This is a genomic window from Paenibacillus sp. MAHUQ-63 (assembly GCF_028765165.1).
Classification (GTDB): domain Bacteria; phylum Bacillota; class Bacilli; order Paenibacillales; family NBRC-103111; genus Paenibacillus_E.
In genome coordinates this window covers 1-17,550 of sequence record NZ_JARADB010000002.1, presented here as the reverse complement: position 1 = coordinate 17,550, position 17,550 = coordinate 1, and the positions used below count along the sequence as shown (strand labels likewise).

The following is a 17,550-nucleotide window of genomic DNA, read 5'->3' as shown; positions in this document are numbered from 1 at the left end:
CCTTTGTTATGACCAAAGTATAGGAAGCGAAAATGAACGGAGAATGAACAACAGGTTACAGTTGAGGCAGTGTCACGGTAAATAGGGTTCCTTCTGTCGAACTAGTCGCCTCGATGTTACCGCCGTGCAGCTGGACTACTTTCTTTACAATGGCCAGCCCGAGCCCTGTTCGCCCGGAAGAACGTTCCCGCGCACGATCCACCCGATAAAACCGGTCAAATAAGAAAGGTATGTGCTCTGCAGCAATGCCATTGCCTGTATCCTGAAAATAAATCTTACAGTGTGAATGGGATTGCTCGGCAAAGATATCGATATTTCTTCCTTTAGGAATATAATTCACTGCATTGCTAAGCAAGTTCATCCAAACTTGCATAAGCAAGACCTCGTCTCCGTCCAGCTGGATGGTATCGGGTACGGATATTTTCAGCAGCAGCTCCTTCTCCTCAAGCTGCCATTGCAGAACTTGAACCGCTTGGCGAATTTGACCTCGCAGTGAGAACTTCTTCATCTGCAGTACCTCTTGCCCTTGTTCTAAGGATGATAGCAGAAGCAATTGTTTACTGAGCAAAGAGAGATGGCGGCTTTCGTTTTCAATAATCGACGCATAGTGCTCACGCTCTTCCTTCGGGAGCTCCCTCTCAGCTAACACTTTAGCAAACCCTTGAATCGAGGTGAGCGGAGATTGAATTTCATGCGATACATTCGATACGAATTGTTGGCGTGCTTGATCCACACGCTCCAACTCACGGCTCATAGTCCGGAAATGTTCGGACAATTGCCCGATTTCATCACGTCTTTGGGTCGATAAGGGAAGGTTGTAGTTTCCTTTGGCAATTAGCTTCGTTGCCTCGGATAAGCGAGTAATCGGCCTTACCAGATATCTTGTGCTGAATAAGAAGAAGATGATGCTAATGGCAACTGACAGCAAGCCGATTAATGCGAAGAAAATGCGCAATTCGCCGAATTGCAGGATCACATCCGGCCTCATGAATAAGGCATAATCCCGATTATGGGCATGAACGAGAAACCCGACCGTATTGCTTGACCGGTTATCGAAGAAACCGGTGACAAACGGCTTGACCGGGAAGTTGGCAACACCGTGGTACAGAGTGCCGTGAAGCACCAAATTGGGGGCCTGCCCGTCCAAATCATGTTCACGGAAAGCGCGTCCATAGAAGCGCTCGTCCCCTTGACCGTCCGTCAAATAGATTTGATATCCAAGAGCCCCGACATTCTGAAGGTATAACTCCATGTCCACAGATGCCGTCTCCAAATATTGCTTCATCTGCTCCGCAATTCCGGTCAATTTGCCGTCATTATAGGGTTTAAGCTTCTCATGATAGTAGATATTCGATGCGAGAAAACCAAGCAGACCGCTTAAGATCATGACGGCTATCGTCAGCAGGAAGACACGGATATACAGCGATCTCATGGTTTTACCGCCTCCATTTTGTAACCTATCCCGCGTACGGTCTGAATGGAGAATTCGTCTGTATAATCCGCGAAACGTTGGCGAAGCCTTTTGATATGGACATCAACGGTCCTGTCATCCCCTTCGTAATCCGCTCCCCAAACGAGGCGAATCAATTCATCTCGTGAGAACAGCCGCCCGGGATACTGGGCCAACTGCGAGAGCAATTCGAATTCTTTCATCGGCAGGAGGAAGACGGATTGCCCGTCGGTAACCTCAAAGTTTTTCCGATCGATGACGATTTTATTCAAACGGATCCTGTCACTTGAAGCGCGATTGTAGCGTCGGAATAAGGCCTTGACTCTGAAGACTAGTTCCTCCGGCTCGAACGGCTTGGTCAAATAATCGTCCGTACCTCGAAGATACCCCTGCTCCTTATCGGGGAGCTGATCCCTTGCAGTAAGCATAATAATGGGCACATCGTAATTTTGTCTTATATAATCACACAGCTCGTATCCGTCCATTCTAGGCATCATCACATCGATGATCGCCAAATCAATTGAGGCTTCCTCCATCAACCGGACGGCTTCCACGCCATCCTGCGCCTCGTGTACTTGATAACCTTCTCTTGTCATGACATATCGCAGCAGCGCCCTAATATTCGCATCATCGTCTGCAACTAGTACATTTCTCAATACTTATTTCCCTCTTTTCAATACTAAAATGATATAGCAAGCGCTTTGATCCTTTTACGCTGATCCTTTATCATTTCGGATCTTCATCATCACCTTGGTGCCTTGCCCCAACTTGCTCTCCACTTGAAGACCGCAATCGGAACCGTAATGGAGCTTGATGCGCTCATTGACATTTTGCAGTCCGATGCCGCCTTTAGCATCCTTATCGTAAGTAAGCTTATCGAAGCGGTCGTTCATCTTATAGACGGTCTCCTTGCTCATGCCGACACCGTCGTCACTAAGAATAAAGTACGTGTCCTCCCCTAGATGATAAGCGGAAATGCCGATTTCCCCGGGACCTTCACGCTTCTCAAGACCATGGTAAATGGCATTTTCCACGACCGGCTGCAGCACAAGCTTCAGCATGGGGAGCTGTTTAATAGATTCAGGCACATCCAGTTTTAAAGTGAATTTATCGTTGAACCGCATGTTTTGAAGAAACAGATAGTGCTCCAAATGCTCCAGCTCGGATGCAACCGTACCGACTTCGACACCTTTGGTCAGGCTGTAGCGCAGCATTTGACCCAGATTATACGTCATCGCCGCTACCCGGTCGTCATCGTTCAGCTCCGCCATCATGCGGATCGTCTCAAGCGTATTATATATAAAATGCGGATTAATTTGGCTCTGAAGTGCGCGCATTTCCGCTTCCTTCTTCCGCAGCCGTCCGTCGGCAACTTCTCCGATGAGCTCGTCGATCCTCTCCAGCATTTGATTAACATGTTTCCCCAGAAGCCCCACTTCATCCGCATATCGGACATGGACCCTCACTTTCATATTGCCGCTTTGCACCTGCTTCATAATTCTCGATATTTTACTAAGCGGGTTCGTCAGGAAATAAGTGATGACAATAGAAACGATAAGCGCGAAGCCGGTAATGCCGATCGTGACGAGTATGGTCACATTCCGGGTTACGGTAGCCTTGGCCGTAACTTCCTTGACCGGAATGAAGGCCAGCATTTTCCAGTCCGATTTCGAAGAAGTCGTATATGTGCAAATATACTCGATACCGTTCATCGTAACGGCAAAGCTTCCGTGTTCACCCACCACCTTGGAGAAGAAATTCCAACCTTCGGCACTCTGCGTAATGAACGCCCGGTCGCTGTCATATACGACGTGGTTCTGCTGATCCAGAATCATCGATTTTCCCTTTGTAATGCTGTCCAACTCTTGGATCGTTTTGGCCACGACACTGACCGAGGTGTCGAACACAATCATGCCGATGGGGACAATGGAGGCAGCATCCCGAATTTCTCTGACAACGGAAAACACATAATCTTTATTGCCGGATGAATAGGCAACCTCTTGCGTAGACAGCAAGACAGGGAGCCCGTCGGCTTCCTTCGCCAATTGTCTCCAATATGGAATTTTATCCCGGATATCTTGGCGCACCCCGTCCGTCTTGAGGTTATAGTACAGCTCATCGTAATTATCGATTATATATACGGAGGTCGTATCCTGCTTAATATTGTTAATGCTAAGGACGTTATGCTCCACACTGCGCATCTTGTCAATGCTTTGTCCCGGTTGCGTCAGCTTCACCTGCATGTCCGTCATAAACAAGGGGAGCGCGGATATGCGTTTGATGTCCAAAATATAATCATCCAGCTTATCGAGCAGCTCGGACGTCGTCCCCAGCACGTAAGTCTGCGTATTCTCTTGCATGGACTTCGAGTAATACTGGAATGAAATGTAGCTGGTTAGCATGAGCGGCAATGTAATCAGGAAAACGAAAATAATAATCAATTTTTTCTTCATGCTGCTGTTGGCAAAGGAGTGCCAGACCTTCAAGCTGCTAGATTTCAAGTAAGCCAAAACAGGTTCCCCCCACCGCCTACGGGCTTATGTTCAACGATTGCCGGGCCCCAGCCCATTGCTGATTGTATTTCTCGAGCACCTCTGCAGGGGTGCCGAGCATATATTCCTGCACAAGCGCGGGCATTTCCAACTGCGCCTTATTCAGGATTTGACTGAGTCGGTCCGTATCCTTAATAACTTCCACATATTCCGGCTGATAGGCGTCCATCTCCAACAATTGCGGCAATTCCGGCTTTCTATTCTTTAACACGGGAATGAATCCGGAATAATTCTCATAACCGGACTCTTCCACCATCCATTTCATAAATGCTTTAGCCGCAGCTTGGTGCTTGCTGTTCTTGCCTACCGCATAATAACGGTCCGGATACCGCGTCGCTTTGAGCTTGCCCGAATTATCCGCAGGGAAAGGGAAGAAGCCGATATCCTCCGGCTTCGCGCCGTTTTCAATCATTTGCTTGATGGCCCAGTTACCCGTCAGCATCATGCCGATTTTCCCTGCAGCCAATTCCCTTTTGGACCCTTCCCAGTTCGTATCGTTCAAATTCGGCTCCAGGAACCCTTGCTCATACAAGGTTTTAATAATGGACATGGAGGTATCGTAGGGATTGCCCGGTTGGAAGGGTGCCGCTGTATCGGCCAATTCATTCTTCGTCCCGGCCTTCCCTGTCAGCAGCATAGGAACATCGGTCGACCAGAACTGCAGCGGCCAGCGGTCTTTAAAGTTGGATGCGAACGGCACGATTCCGCTTTGCTTTAACTTGGCACATACGGCGTAAAAGGCATCCAGCGTTCTGGGCACCTCGCCGATACCCGCTTGTTCGAATGCTTTTTTATTGTAGATAACGCCGCTTACCGCTACACCGGACGGGATGCCGTAAGTGACACCTTGATAGTCTTTAAAATCTTGAAAATAAATGTCTCCCTGCAGCTCCACATCCGATAACGGAGCGAAAAATTTGCCCAAATCCGAATTCGGGATGGAAGGGATCAGCAGAACATCCGGGGTTTCTCCAGAAGCGAGCCGAATTTTAATGTTCTTATCATAGTCGCGCAAGGCTTCGAATTGAATATGAATGGCCGGATATTTCTCTTGGAACCGCCGCGCGTATTCCTTATATGTCCGATCGATCATATCCGTACGATTCGTAACGACGGTTAGGGTACCGCTCATTTCTGTGTTTGAGGCGTTCGTTCTGCTTCCACCCGGCATCTGTTGGGACGAAGTATCCGTACCCGTACAACCGGATAATAGCAATGCCGCAGCCGTTAGCGGAGTGATTGCACGCAGCCATTTCCGTTTCATTATTGATCCCCTTTCCGTTTCCTATTGAACCGATTATAGGCGATATGATAAACGCTTACAATGCGCAACAATTGTTAGTGGCGGAAACAAAAAATCCGGGCACAGGACGCCCGGGTTCATCTTGTAACTTATCCTCGCTTACGTGTGCTTTTCCTTATATTCCTTCGGAGTCAAGCCGACCATTTTCTTAAAAAGTTTATTGAAGTAAACCGGATCGGAATATCCGAGCATCGATGAGATTTCGTAATTTTTCAATTGGGGGTAATCGATCAAAAACTGCTTCGCCTTGTTCAAGCGTACCGAAATCAAATAATCCGTGATGGTCAAGCCCGTTTCCTGACGGAATAATTTGCTTACATAGCTTGGACTTAATTCTACCCGCTCTGCGATCTTGTCCAAATCAAACGTTTTATCGAATTCCTTATCCAGCATCTGTTTGATTCTCTCGATGACATAATGCTCCGGCTCTCCTTCTTTCTTGGGGATGCCCTCCCCCTCAGCAATTCCGTCGTTGTCCAACTTACGGCTTATTTGGGTCAATACCTGGAACAGATCATATTTATCGAGCGGCTTCAGGAAATAATCCGTAACTCCGAACCGCATAGCTTGACGGGCATATTCAAACTCATTGAACCCGCTGATGACGATAACGGACAATTCGGGCAAGCGCTCTTTGGCTTTCTCGATCAGCCGTAAACCGTCCATGATCGGCATTTTGATATCCGTGATCAGGACGTCCAGGTCGCCGGGCTGAAGCCGGCTGATCTCCATGTAGGCTTCATAGCCGTTCGCGAATAACCCCGCAATTTGAACGGATAATTCGGATTTATTTAAAATCTTGGCGATCCCCAAGCGAATTAATTCTTCGTCATCAACGATCATGATTTTCATAGGCTCACTCTCCGTTCATCGCCGTTTCACCCCATTTTATCATAATGCCGGCTTACAAGTTAATGGAGAAGCTATTAGGACTTGACGGCTCCGCTCGTAACCCCGGAGAAAATATACTTTTGCAGCAACAAATACATAAGAACAGTCGGAATCATAATGATTAGAATGGCCGCGCAAATATAATTCCACTCCGCTTGGTTGATACCGGCAAAACGCATGATGGAGGTCGATACGACTCCTAATTTGGCTTTCGGCATGTATAAATATGGAATATACAAATCATTATAAATGTTGATCGTCTTCAAAATAATGAGCGTCGCCGTAGCCGGAGTGAGCAGCGGGAACATGATGTTCCAGTAGATTCGGAACAACGAAGCACCGTCCATCATGGCGCTTTCGTCCAACTCATAGGGGATGTTTTTGATAAATTGCAAGTAAATGTAGATTTGCACGACATCCGCTCCAATGTACAGGATGATCGGCGCCGATAACGTGTTAAACAAATGGAGACTTTGGATAATAGAAAACACGGCCACCTGAGTCGTAATGGTAGGAATGATGGTGGCGACGAGAAAGGAACCAAGGATCATCTTCTTGCCTCTAAAATGAAAGCGCCCAATCACATAGGCTACCATCGTTCCGAGAACGACATTGCCGATCAGGGATGCTGCGATAATGATGAATGTATTAAGCAATGCCTCGTCCATATGCGCCCGTTCAAATACAACCTTGAAATTATCAAGGTTCGTAAAACTTTTGGGCAAGGCAAAGGGACTGCCGGTGCCGAATTCCGATTTATCTTTAAACGCGTTTACCAGCACCACATAGGGCGGGAACACAACGACGAAGGTCGCCAGTACTAGGACGAGATATTGAATTCCGCTTTGCCAAGGCTGTTTTTTCAAGCCCTATTCCCCCTTTCGATTGATAACTTTGCTTTGGATCCCCAGCACCACGACGGTAATCAGCAGCAGGATGACACTCATCGCAGAAGCCAAACCGTAGTTGTTAAACTGGAACGCCGTCTCCACCGTTTTGAAGACAAAGGTCGTGGATGCTCCGGCCGGCCCGCCTCCGGTCAACACGAATGGCAGATCGAATACGGACAAAGCCCCGCTGATCGTTAAAAACATATTGAGCTCAATGATTTTCGTCAGATTAGGCAGCGTCAGATGCCAGAATTGCCGGTATCCGTTGGCGCCGTCTATCGTGGCGGCTTCGTAAATATCTCCCGGAATCGCCTGCAGCGCACCGATATATATAACCATGTTATATCCCATAAATCTCCAGAATCCCACGGACGCCAGAGAATAGTTGACGATGTCCTTGTTGCCGAGCCAACTCGTCTGCAGCATGTCGAGACCCAACACATCCAGCAGCGCATTCAGAGACCCATTGGTCGTGTCAAAAACAAATTGAAACATAAAGGCGACGGCAACGCCGTTCATGATGAACGGCAGAAACATCATCACCCTGAAAAAGTTGCGCCCTTTCAATTTGCCGTTTAGGATCACGGCAAAAATAAGCGCGGCGATGTTCTGAATGACGCCCACCAAAAAGTAAGGAATTTGATTCAGAAAAACGCCGAAAATCTTGGGATTGTTGAATACTTCCACATAGTTATCCCAACCGATCAGGCTTTTATCCGGACTGATCCCATCCCAGTTGGTAAAGCTCAAGTAGAACAGTTTGACAGCCGGATAAAACGTAAACGTGCACAGCAGAGTCATCGGGACGAGCAAAAAACCGATAATGAGGATCCACTTCTGGGTTTTGTACGACAACGTACTGAACATTGAGAGCTCACTTCCTTCTCCGAGCGGCTGGTTGGAAGCAAAATGGATGACCCATGCGGTAATCCATTTTGCTCCTTATCAGCCTCTTCTTTTTCTATATTTGATGGATTCGGTATTAATATCCAAGCGCTTTTTTGGCGTCTGCCCACTGCTTGTTATATTTATCGAATATGGCTTTGCTGTCACCCAGAACGAAATCCTGAACGATGGCTTGCGGCTCGATTTGCGCTTTATTTTGAGTCGCTACCGCTTGATCGCTGTCCGCTACACCTTCGAGGAATGTTGGGTTGTAGCTCTTGAATTCAACCAATTGTTTCAACTCCGGCTGTTTATCCTTAAGTACGGGAATGAAGCCTGCGAAATTGTCATATCCGGAATCAACAATAAGCCACTTCAAGAATGCTTTTGCGGTTTCAAGGTTTTTGCTGTTCTTATTGACGCCGTAGAACCAGTCTGGCGAAAGCGGTGCCATCATTTTGCCGGAATTATCGAAAGGCATGGGGAAGAAGCCGATATCTTCCGATTTAGCGCCATTTTCAATGACTTGGTTAATAACCCAGTTCCCGAGGTAGTACATCGCGAATTTGCCGGATGCGACGTCTTTCTTGGATTGTTCCCAATTGGTGGAGTTAATGTCCGGCTCCAAATAGCCCTTCTGCTGCATCGTTTTTAAGATGCCCATCGACTTGCCGTACGGGCCGTCCAACGTATATGGCGTGTCGCTTTTCACACGATCGTTGCCAAGGGCCGCATTGCCTGCGATCAAAGTTGGCAAATCCCACACCCATGAGCTGAGAGGCCACTTATCCTTGAAATTGGAGGCTAGCGGCACCATGCCCTTTGCTTTCAACTTCTCGCTGGCCGCATAGAACTCGTCCAGTGTTTTCGGTACGGCCGTTATGCCCGCTTCCGCAAAAGCTTTCTTGTTGTAGACGATACCAGAGGTATTGGTACCTTGAGCAATACCGTAGAGCTTGCCGCCGGTCGCTTTGAAATCTTTGAAGTAGATTTTATCGTTCAGTCCCATATCGTCCAAAGGTGCGAAATATTTCGGTAAATCGGCATTCGGGATCGTCGGAATCAATACGATATCCGGGTAATCGCCGGTAGAGATTCGCACTTTTACGTTCTTGTCATAATCCCGAATCGCTTCGAATTCAATGTCGGCGTTCGGATATTTTTCTTTAAAACGTTTGGCGTAGTCCTTATACTCCTTATCGATCATATCGGTCCGGTTCGTTAAGAAGGTCACCTTCCCTTTCACGTTATCGCTCGGATTGGCGCTCGCTTGGGCCGCAGCCGTTGCCGCAGGCTTTTTAGTCTCGGAAGCGGCGCCGCTTCCTCCTTCACTTCCGCATGCAGCCAGAATCGATAAGGACATGGTTGTGACCAATGCTACGGATACGAATTTTTTCATCACATTGCTACCCCTCTCATTTTGTTTTGGTTCCGCTTACAATTCGTATTATAGACCTGTGCCCGCGCCTAAAACAGGAGTTTGAATTGTGATTTATAGTCTTCAATTGTTCTTAATGTTAGCGTTTTCATAATTTTCTTGGAGCAGGTCTCGTGCTCGCCCCGGAAGAGACGGAACGGATGGAAGAGGACCCCTTGCGTCCTTAATCCATCCGTTCGCCGTTACCATTATGACCTTCATCTTATAAATCATTTGATCTCCGTATTCAAGGATTTTTTCCTGATCATAGCGATAATCCATAAGAATAGGGGGATGGTGATACCACAAACAGGGAATATGACGGAGGTCCAAAATTTGTCATATTGTGTGAAAGCCGTCTCATCCGGAATCAGAATAGCCATAATAAAAATAATCGGCGCCCCGATCCAGATCATTTTCCGCCACTCTTTCATTTTGAGCCATTGCGCCGTTTCATAGCTAGCGATAAAGAAATAGAGTGATAATTGGGCGAACACTCCGAAAATCCAGATAAACATAATGAAGATATCGACGTTTTGAATGAAATTTAATATGTCAATGGTTCTTACAAACATGAAGTAAGGAAATCTTATTTTGGCTGATAAATTAGGGCCAAAAACCAATATGACCATAAGTGTGGAAATCGAGACTATTAAAACGGTCGTACAGATCCCCCAAATCGACCGGGAAAGAGCTTTTTGCGGTTGCTGCATAAACGAGATGATGACCAAGAAGGTGAACGGACCTGCGAACCAAATGGAGGGGGCCAGTGATCCTTTTACGATGTTCAACCACCCGGAATCAAAATAAACAGGCTGTAAATAACGCAAATCCACGTTGCCCACATTCAAAATGATACTGATCAACAGCGTTAACATAATAACCGGACCCATTAGCTCGCAGAATCGGCCGATCCCTGTAATTCCCGCTGAATAAGTCATATAGATCGTTACACCAACCAAGAGAATCATAATCATCCAAAGAGGTGTACGATCAACAAGAACAAGGTGTAAGAAGTCCGCAAAGGAACGCAATAAAGCAGCGGATAGGATATACCACACAATGAGAAACGGAATAACCAGTATTCTTCCGAACCATTTCCCTAGAAGGGATTGACTAAATAAGGTCAATGTTTGATTAGGGTGGAGCATGCTCAAATGAATAACAGGTAAGCTTAAGGCTATCCCTATGCCACCCGCCATCAACATGGATAACCACGCATCTTGTTTGGCTATAATGATCGCAGGTGAAATTCTTAACCCGATCATCGCAATGACTTCTGTCGTTACAATAATCCAGAATAGCTGATTTCCCGATAACTTCATGAATCCCTTCACTCCTCTAAGATGAAATACAGGCTTACGCAAATCAAGGCCTGCTCATGATAGATGAAGTCGTTTGGCCCGGTTCTTTGCAATGAATGTCTACTTTGACGGAGACTTGAAGTTGAGAAAAGGTATGGCTCCAATCCTTCTCAAGGTTTTTCCATTGTTTTGGGTATTTTCGATGAACCACTTCGCCAAACCCGAAAATATCCGTTTTGTACTCCTTCTGCACTTTATCTATGAGCTGCTGTACAGAATTTTGAGTCGTGAGATTGAATTCATCCTGTATGATTTGCAGATCTTTTCGCGCGGTCGGATCCAAGGTCGCATTGTTTTCTACAATGGACCCTTTGCCTACCAGTCGTACCTCGATTTGTATTTGATCATTGACGAGATTCACTCGTATGCGCCGATCTAATTTTTGCATATTTAGGCTGATGTTTCCGTTCCCCTGCGTGATATAAGATGTGATGATAAACCCCTTCTGTTTGCCTGTTATCCAATTGGCATAGAAAGATTCTCTAGTATTCAAGAAGCCTGCTAATTTGAGACCATTGTCTTTGTTTAGAATAGCAGATCCGGTATACACGTACTTCTTCAAGGGCGTCATGCTGACCGCAGGCAAGAGGGGATAGGTCCCCTGGCTCAAAGATTCCGACAAAAAATTACGGTAATAGTAGGGGTTTATTTGTAAAGTATCTTGTTGACTCACGAGTTCCGTTGATGTGTACGGGTCAAAAATAGGCTCCATGGAAAGGAGGTCTTTGGCATCCCCATCTTTAACTACATAAATCGTTGAGCGCATCTCCGATTGCGGATTACGAATAACCATGTCGATAAAGCTGGCTATCCCATATTCCGCCATCCGTTGACCGACGAGTATCGTCTGGCGATGACCGTAAAATAACTGTCGGGAGAGCTGTGTTTGCAGGTTTTGACCGGCATCCATGAAATCCTTTCCAGTAGCGGACACGACATGGAAGCTTTTTTTGTTTCCTCCATCGCCGCCACCGTTTAAACCGCCGCCAATCACTGCTGGAATCGCCAATAAAGAGCTAATTTCAAATTTACCGTCTTTGGTAAGATCCATTGCCGCGCCGTTAATAAAAGCGAGCTGGTTCGGTTCCCGCTGGTCCCAACACCCCGTTAAGATCGCTATCATCAGAAGCAATACGAAACCAAGCTTTCCTGCTCTCTTCATGGATGATCAGCCCCATTATCAGGCTTATTCTGTATAGAAAGTTTGTGCGGCTGCCGCATCAACACATCCTTAAGCCGGCGAGGGATAAGCGGTGTGACAGGTTCAAGATAGGGAGTCCCGAATGGACTTAAGTGAATCAGATGCGTAATAATCGCAATAATGCCGATGGCTAACCCTAATAAGCCAAAAGCTCCGGATAGTATCAATAAAGGGAATCTTAAAATCCGCAAGGGAAAACCAGCTCGATATCGCGGAATGACGAACGATGCGATTCCCGCAGCCGATACGACAATAACAATAGGCGCTGAAATGATACCGGCACGCACAGCCGCTTCACCGATGACCAAGGCTCCAGCTACGGTCACAAGGGGGCCGATCTGTTGCGGCAACCGGATGCCGGCTTCCCGCAGCCCTTCAAACATCAGCTCCATCAAAAACACTTCAATCACAGATGGGAAGGGAGACATTTCTCGCAGTGCGGCAATTGTAATCATCAGTTTGGGAGGAACCATCTCCGGATGGAAATTGGTTAACGCAATATAGATAGAGGGGGAAACGACCGAAAAGAAAATAAAGATATAACGAATCCAACGACTAAAGTTTACGAACAGAAATCGTTCATAATAATCGTCAGGCGCCTGTAATCCGCCCCAAAATGTAATTGGGGCTACAAGTGCAAAAGGAGACCCATCGGTGATGATCGCTAATTTCCCCTCCAGCAATCCGGCTGCAACCACATCCGGACGCTCCGTGTTCCCTAATTGAGAAAAAGGTGAATAATGAGTCTCTTCAATAGATTCCTCGATATACCCGGATTCCAGTATGCCATCGATTTGGATTTGACTTAGACGGTAGCGGACTTCATTTAATACGGACATAGAAACGATGCCTTCCAGGTAAACCACAACGATTTCGGTCTTTGTTAAGGTACCGAGCTGTAAAGATTCCATTTTCAACTTAGGGGTTGCCAGTATCCTGCGCAGCAAAGACGTATTCGTTCGAAGGTGTTCCGTAAAGCTTTCTCTGGAACCTCGAAGCGTAATCTCGCCGGAAGACTCTTGAACGCTTCGAGTTTCGAATTTGGAGACATCCCCAAGAAGGGCGACGTCATCGCCATCTGCCAATATTGCGATGTTCCCCTTTAGAATGTGTTCGGTAATATCCCCGATGTCAGAGACTTTCTTGGTTTGTAAAATAGAAATAAGATTCTTTTCGCAGATTTGCGAGATAGATTCCAATGTCCCAAGTCCTTGAGGCAGCCCATCGTACATTAAAGGCCGAAGCACATTAGTCATAATGAGGTCTGCATTGATCATTCCGTCAACGTAAATGAACAGCAATTTAGTCGAACCTTGAATGACCATTTCATGAAATTGAATATCTGAACAATTTTGAAAGATATGTTTCAAGATTTGCTCATTCTCAATCATGCTCTTTCCAATATTTTGACTCGGAATATCGCTACTGATTCGCTCTTTTTGTTCTCCGAGAAGGTTCGATTTCTTAGACCAGTTCACTCACGTTCACGTCCTTCGTGCTCAGGCTACGAGTTATTATATCCAACTTTTAGCACTTTACTCTGTACGTGCATTTCCTCGTTCAGCCCAGCGGTCCTGAGCACGTGCCGATGTATGGAACATTTGTCCAATGAAAAAAGCTTGCCACTGGACATCCAGCGGCAAGCCTCCAAAAGGCTATTTATCCTTCTTTCCTTTATTTTTATCCGCCTCCGTATCACCGGTTGCTTTTTTATCTTCCTCATCGGTCTTTTTTGCTTCTTGTTTATCTTTTCGTTCTTCTGCCTGATCTTCCTTATTCTTATTTTTCTCACTGTTACTTGTGGAAGTATTACAACCCGTAAAGGATATCAACATCGATAAAATACTAAGAACTGTAATAACTCGTTGGAGTTTGACCAAATTGTTCCACGCTCCTCCATATGTTTATATAGTCACGCTCTCACTGTTTGTCTCCGCGATCATCTGGCGCAGAACAGTTTGCAGAATACCGCCATTCCGGTAGTAATCTACATCGACCAGGCTATCCAAACGCACGAGTACGCTAAAATTAAACGTTGTACCATCCTCGCGGGTTACCGTCACATTGGCCGTAGAACCTGGTAGGATCTCATTGCTCAAGCCTGTTATATCAAATGTTTCACGGCCCGTCAGACCGAATGCTTTCCAGCTTGTCCCCTCCAGGAATTGAAGCGGTAGAACGCCCATACCCACAAGGTTGCTCCTATGGATTCGTTCGAAGCTTTCCGCGATAACTGCCTTCACGCCTAGCAGGAATGTACCTTTTGCCGCCCAGTCTCGCGAGCTTCCAGTTCCGTACTCTTTGCCTGCAAGAATAATGAGGTTCTGGCCATTCTCCTGATATTTCACGGATGCATCATAAATGGACTCGATTTCCCCCGTCGGAAGGTAAGTGGTTACGCCTCCCTCGGTTCCCGGCGCCAGTTGGTTCCTGATGCGAATATTTGCAAAAGTCCCGCGCATCATGACTTCGTGATTACCACGCCTCGAACCATAGGAGTTGAAGTCGTGCCTTTTTACACCATGTTGCACAAGATACTGACCTGCAGGGCTATCCCCTTTGATGTTGCCAGCGGGGGAAATATGATCCGTCGTAATCGAATCCTCTAATAGCGCCAGTGTTCTCGCGCCTTGAATGTCCGCAATATCAGAGGGAACCGTACTGAGGTCCATGAAGAACGGCGGCTCTTGAATATAGGTGGAATTCTCGTCAAATTCGTATAAGTTACCTTCTGGTATTGCGATTTGGTTGAAGCGCTCATTAGCACGAAATACATTGCTGTATTTATCACGGAATGTTTCTGCATCCATAGCCATGTCAAGTGCTTCTTGGATCTCTTGATTGGTCGGCCAAATATCTTTGAGATAGACCGGCTGATTATGATGATCGTAACCAATTGGGTCGGTGGCCAAATCGATATTAACTGTACCTGCAAGCGCGTAGGCCACTACCAGCGGAGGCGAACCAAGGTAGTTAGCTTTGACTTGGGCATGAACGCGGCCTTCGAAGTTACGGTTTCCGGAGATAACAGCGGATACGGTCATATTTTTATTGGCGATGGCTTTACTGACCTCTTCCGTAAGCGGACCGGAGTTTCCAATGCAAGTTGCACAGCCGTAGCCAACAACATGAAACCCTAGTGCTTCTAGCGGCTCAAGTAAACCGGCTCTGGATAGATACTCCGTAACAACCAAGGAACCCGGCGTTAATGAGCTTTTCACATATAAGGGCTTTCTGAGACCACGGGCAACGGCTTTCTTCGCCACAAGTCCCGCCCCCATCATCACACTTGGATTGGACGTATTCGTGCAAGAAGTAATCGCAGCGATGACTACCGCGCCGGTCCCCATTCTTACGGTTTCACCGTTAGGGTATACAATATCCACCTCTTCGTTGATTTCCTCGTCGCTTAGACCATATCCGCCTTGATCGATCGGCAAACGAATGATGGAATTGAAGGATTCCTTCAATTTCGTAAGCTCTACGCGGTCTTGCGGACGTTTAGGACCTGCCAGACTTGGTACAACGGAGCCGAGATCAAGCTCAATAATATCGGTGAAGACAGGATCAGGCGTACTATCTGTCCGGAACAAACCTTGTGCTTTGTAATAGGCTTCTACAAGCTCGACTTGGTCAGCATCACGGCCGGTACCCTTCAAATAATTCAATGTTTCGACATCTACAGGGAAGAAACCAATGGTAGCCCCATACTCCGGTGCCATATTCGCTACAGTTGCACGGTCGGCTAATGAGATATTGCTTAAGCCGGGGCCAAAGAACTCAATAAATTTACCGACAACCCCTTTCTTACGCAAAATTTGCGTAACCGTCAGCGCAAGGTCGGTTGCCGTAGCCCCTTCTGCCAGATGGCCGGTGATCCGAAAGCCAATGACATCCGGAGCTACAAAATAAAGAGGTTGTCCAAGCATGCCAGCTTCAGCCTCGATCCCCCCAACTCCCCAGCCTACAACACCTAAACCGTTGATCATTGTCGTATGCGAGTCTGTGCCGACAAGAGAATCCGGGTAAACGACCGTTTCACCGCCGATCGTCTTCGTGGCTGCAACGGATGCCAGATACTCCAAGTTGACTTGGTGAACAATGCCTGTCGAAGGCGGAATCGCCCGGAAATTCTCGAAGGCCGTTTGGGCCCAACGCAAGAAACGGTAGCGTTCTTCATTTCTTTCGAATTCTAAATTAATGTTGTACTCGAGTGCCTCCGGTGTCCCGGAAGCATCCACCATAATAGAGTGGTCAATGACTAAATCTACAGGGACCAGGGGATTGATCCGTTTAGGATCACCGCCAACACGGGCCATCGTCGCCCGCATCGCTGCCAAGTCAACAACGACCGGCACACCTGTGAAATCTTGTAGGACGATCCGTGCCGGGATGAAAGGAATCTCTTTGTTGACATCGCGTTGGTCAGCCCAGCGAGCAATTTGTTTAACATGTTCACTCGTAATGGAACGACCGTCAAATTGACGGATAGCAGCTTCTAGTAAAACCCGGATAGAAAAAGGAAGCTTGCTGACGGCTCCGTACCCTTGGCTTTCGAAATCAGGAAGGCTATAGTATTTGTAAGTTTTCGAGCCAACGGTTAACTCTTTACGTACAGTAGAAAAGTCCTTATCAGACATGTTGAATCCTCCTCTAGATTGAAGCCAAACGTTATAGTGCTGCTAAAATGATAATATTCCCTTCGGATTAACGAATATGTAAACGAAAAAACGCTATTGCAAAGGCAATAGCGCTTTAAATAGATATTTACTTAGTAATCTAACCCTTTAATGAAAGAAGCCATTCTGAGTAACAAGAACGACATAAAACTTCTATTTTATCCTCTATCCCATCTTTTTGATAAATCGTTATACTGTGGGCTATGTCGGCATTCGTATTGCAGTAATAGCAGCACCTGGACAAATGATTCCCCTCCCTCTGATAGATGAAATTAAAAAGCTTTTTGCAAATTTATTGTTCATCACTTTGATCGTTTTTAATCTCGAGAGGGGCTTCAAGTTGCAGTGCTATTCTTGCATAGGTTTGGCAGAACGAGGAACGCTAACATGTTAATTAACATGATCGTTCCCGACATTGCCGGAGCTTCCAAATGAACATAGCCCAGGGTTATATGATCTGAATGCTTAGTAGATAGAGAAAGCCCGAGGGAAGTTCCCTCGGGCTTTGAATTGAAAAAGCCTTACAAGAATTTCTCCTTGTAAGGCTTAGTCTGCTTGGCAACGTTCTACTCTCCCAGAACCCTGCGGTTCAAGTACCATCGACGCTGGAGGGCTTAACGGTCGTGTTCGAGATGGGAACGCGTGGGTCCCCTCCGCCATCATCACCAAACGTGATGCTTCTGCCAGGAAACATCGGTTATTCATCAGGATGTCTTGCACCCTGAAAACTAGATACGAAACTTATGTAAAGTTGAACACTTAGGTATGTTCTTTGGGCCCCGAGAAAGTAATCGGAATAAGCTACGAAGCTTTTCTTCACTTTCTTGGGTTAGCTTAGGATAAGCCCTCGACCGATTAGTATTCGTCAGCTGCATGCATTGCTGCACTTCCACCTCGAACCTATCAACCTCGTCGTCT

The 17,550-nt window shown here is 46.6% G+C and carries 13 protein-coding genes and 2 rRNA genes; all 15 read right to left on the bottom strand.

Annotated elements, in window-relative coordinates:
* Positions 1 to 55: 55 nt before the first annotated feature.
* Positions 56 to 1,432, bottom strand: a complete 1,377-nt coding sequence (locus tag PUT07_RS08490; protein WP_274467527.1) for a sensor histidine kinase — start codon at positions 1,430 to 1,432, stop codon at positions 56 to 58.
* Positions 1,429 to 2,106 carry a response regulator transcription factor gene (locus tag PUT07_RS08485; protein WP_274467526.1) on the bottom strand — a complete coding sequence of 226 codons (678 nt, stop codon included), beginning with the start codon at positions 2,104 to 2,106 and terminating at the stop codon, positions 1,429 to 1,431. Before PUT07_RS08485 ends, PUT07_RS08490 begins: the two co-directional genes overlap by 4 nt.
* Before the next feature lie 54 nt (positions 2,107 to 2,160).
* Positions 2,161 to 3,960 (bottom strand): sensor histidine kinase, encoded by a 1,800-nt coding sequence (locus PUT07_RS08480; protein WP_274467525.1) that lies wholly within the window; start codon positions 3,958 to 3,960, stop codon positions 2,161 to 2,163.
* A 19-nt stretch (positions 3,961 to 3,979) separates the two neighbouring features.
* Positions 3,980 to 5,266 (bottom strand): ABC transporter substrate-binding protein, encoded by a 1,287-nt coding sequence (locus PUT07_RS08475; protein ID WP_274467523.1) that lies wholly within the window; start codon positions 5,264 to 5,266, stop codon positions 3,980 to 3,982.
* A gap of 138 nt (positions 5,267 to 5,404) precedes the next feature.
* Positions 5,405 to 6,157 carry a response regulator transcription factor gene (locus tag PUT07_RS08470; protein WP_274467522.1) on the bottom strand — a complete coding sequence of 251 codons (753 nt, stop codon included), beginning with the start codon at positions 6,155 to 6,157 and terminating at the stop codon, positions 5,405 to 5,407.
* Between the two features lie 74 nt (positions 6,158 to 6,231).
* Complete coding sequence (locus tag PUT07_RS08465; RefSeq protein ID WP_274467520.1) at positions 6,232 to 7,062, bottom strand: carbohydrate ABC transporter permease; 831 nt, start codon at positions 7,060 to 7,062, stop codon at positions 6,232 to 6,234.
* 3 nt (positions 7,063 to 7,065) lie between these two features.
* Positions 7,066 to 7,953, bottom strand: a complete 888-nt coding sequence (locus tag PUT07_RS08460; RefSeq protein WP_274467519.1) for a carbohydrate ABC transporter permease — start codon at positions 7,951 to 7,953, stop codon at positions 7,066 to 7,068.
* 115 nt (positions 7,954 to 8,068) lie between these two features.
* Positions 8,069 to 9,370: an ABC transporter substrate-binding protein gene (locus tag PUT07_RS08455; RefSeq protein WP_274467518.1), complete on the bottom strand. Its 1,302-nt coding sequence runs from the start codon at positions 9,368 to 9,370 to the stop codon at positions 8,069 to 8,071.
* A 248-nt stretch (positions 9,371 to 9,618) separates the two neighbouring features.
* Positions 9,619 to 10,713 (bottom strand): GerAB/ArcD/ProY family transporter, encoded by a 1,095-nt coding sequence (locus PUT07_RS08450; protein WP_274467517.1) that lies wholly within the window; start codon positions 10,711 to 10,713, stop codon positions 9,619 to 9,621.
* A 43-nt stretch (positions 10,714 to 10,756) separates the two neighbouring features.
* Positions 10,757 to 11,914, bottom strand: a complete 1,158-nt coding sequence (locus PUT07_RS08445; protein ID WP_274467516.1) for a Ger(x)C family spore germination protein — start codon at positions 11,912 to 11,914, stop codon at positions 10,757 to 10,759.
* Positions 11,911 to 13,431, bottom strand: a complete 1,521-nt coding sequence (locus PUT07_RS08440; protein WP_274467515.1) for a spore germination protein — start codon at positions 13,429 to 13,431, stop codon at positions 11,911 to 11,913. Before PUT07_RS08440 ends, PUT07_RS08445 begins: the two co-directional genes overlap by 4 nt.
* 177 nt (positions 13,432 to 13,608) lie before the next feature.
* A complete protein-coding gene (locus PUT07_RS08435) occupies positions 13,609 to 13,833 on the bottom strand; it encodes a hypothetical protein (RefSeq protein WP_274467514.1) in 225 nt (74 codons plus the stop codon).
* Between the two features lie 24 nt (positions 13,834 to 13,857).
* Positions 13,858 to 16,593 carry an aconitate hydratase AcnA gene (gene acnA / locus PUT07_RS08430; protein ID WP_274467513.1) on the bottom strand — a complete coding sequence of 912 codons (2,736 nt, stop codon included), beginning with the start codon at positions 16,591 to 16,593 and terminating at the stop codon, positions 13,858 to 13,860.
* Between the two features lie 592 nt (positions 16,594 to 17,185).
* Positions 17,186 to 17,302 (bottom strand): 5S ribosomal RNA (rrf, locus tag PUT07_RS08425).
* A 165-nt stretch (positions 17,303 to 17,467) separates the two neighbouring features.
* Positions 17,468 to 17,550 (bottom strand): 23S ribosomal RNA (locus PUT07_RS08420); the annotation flags it as partial.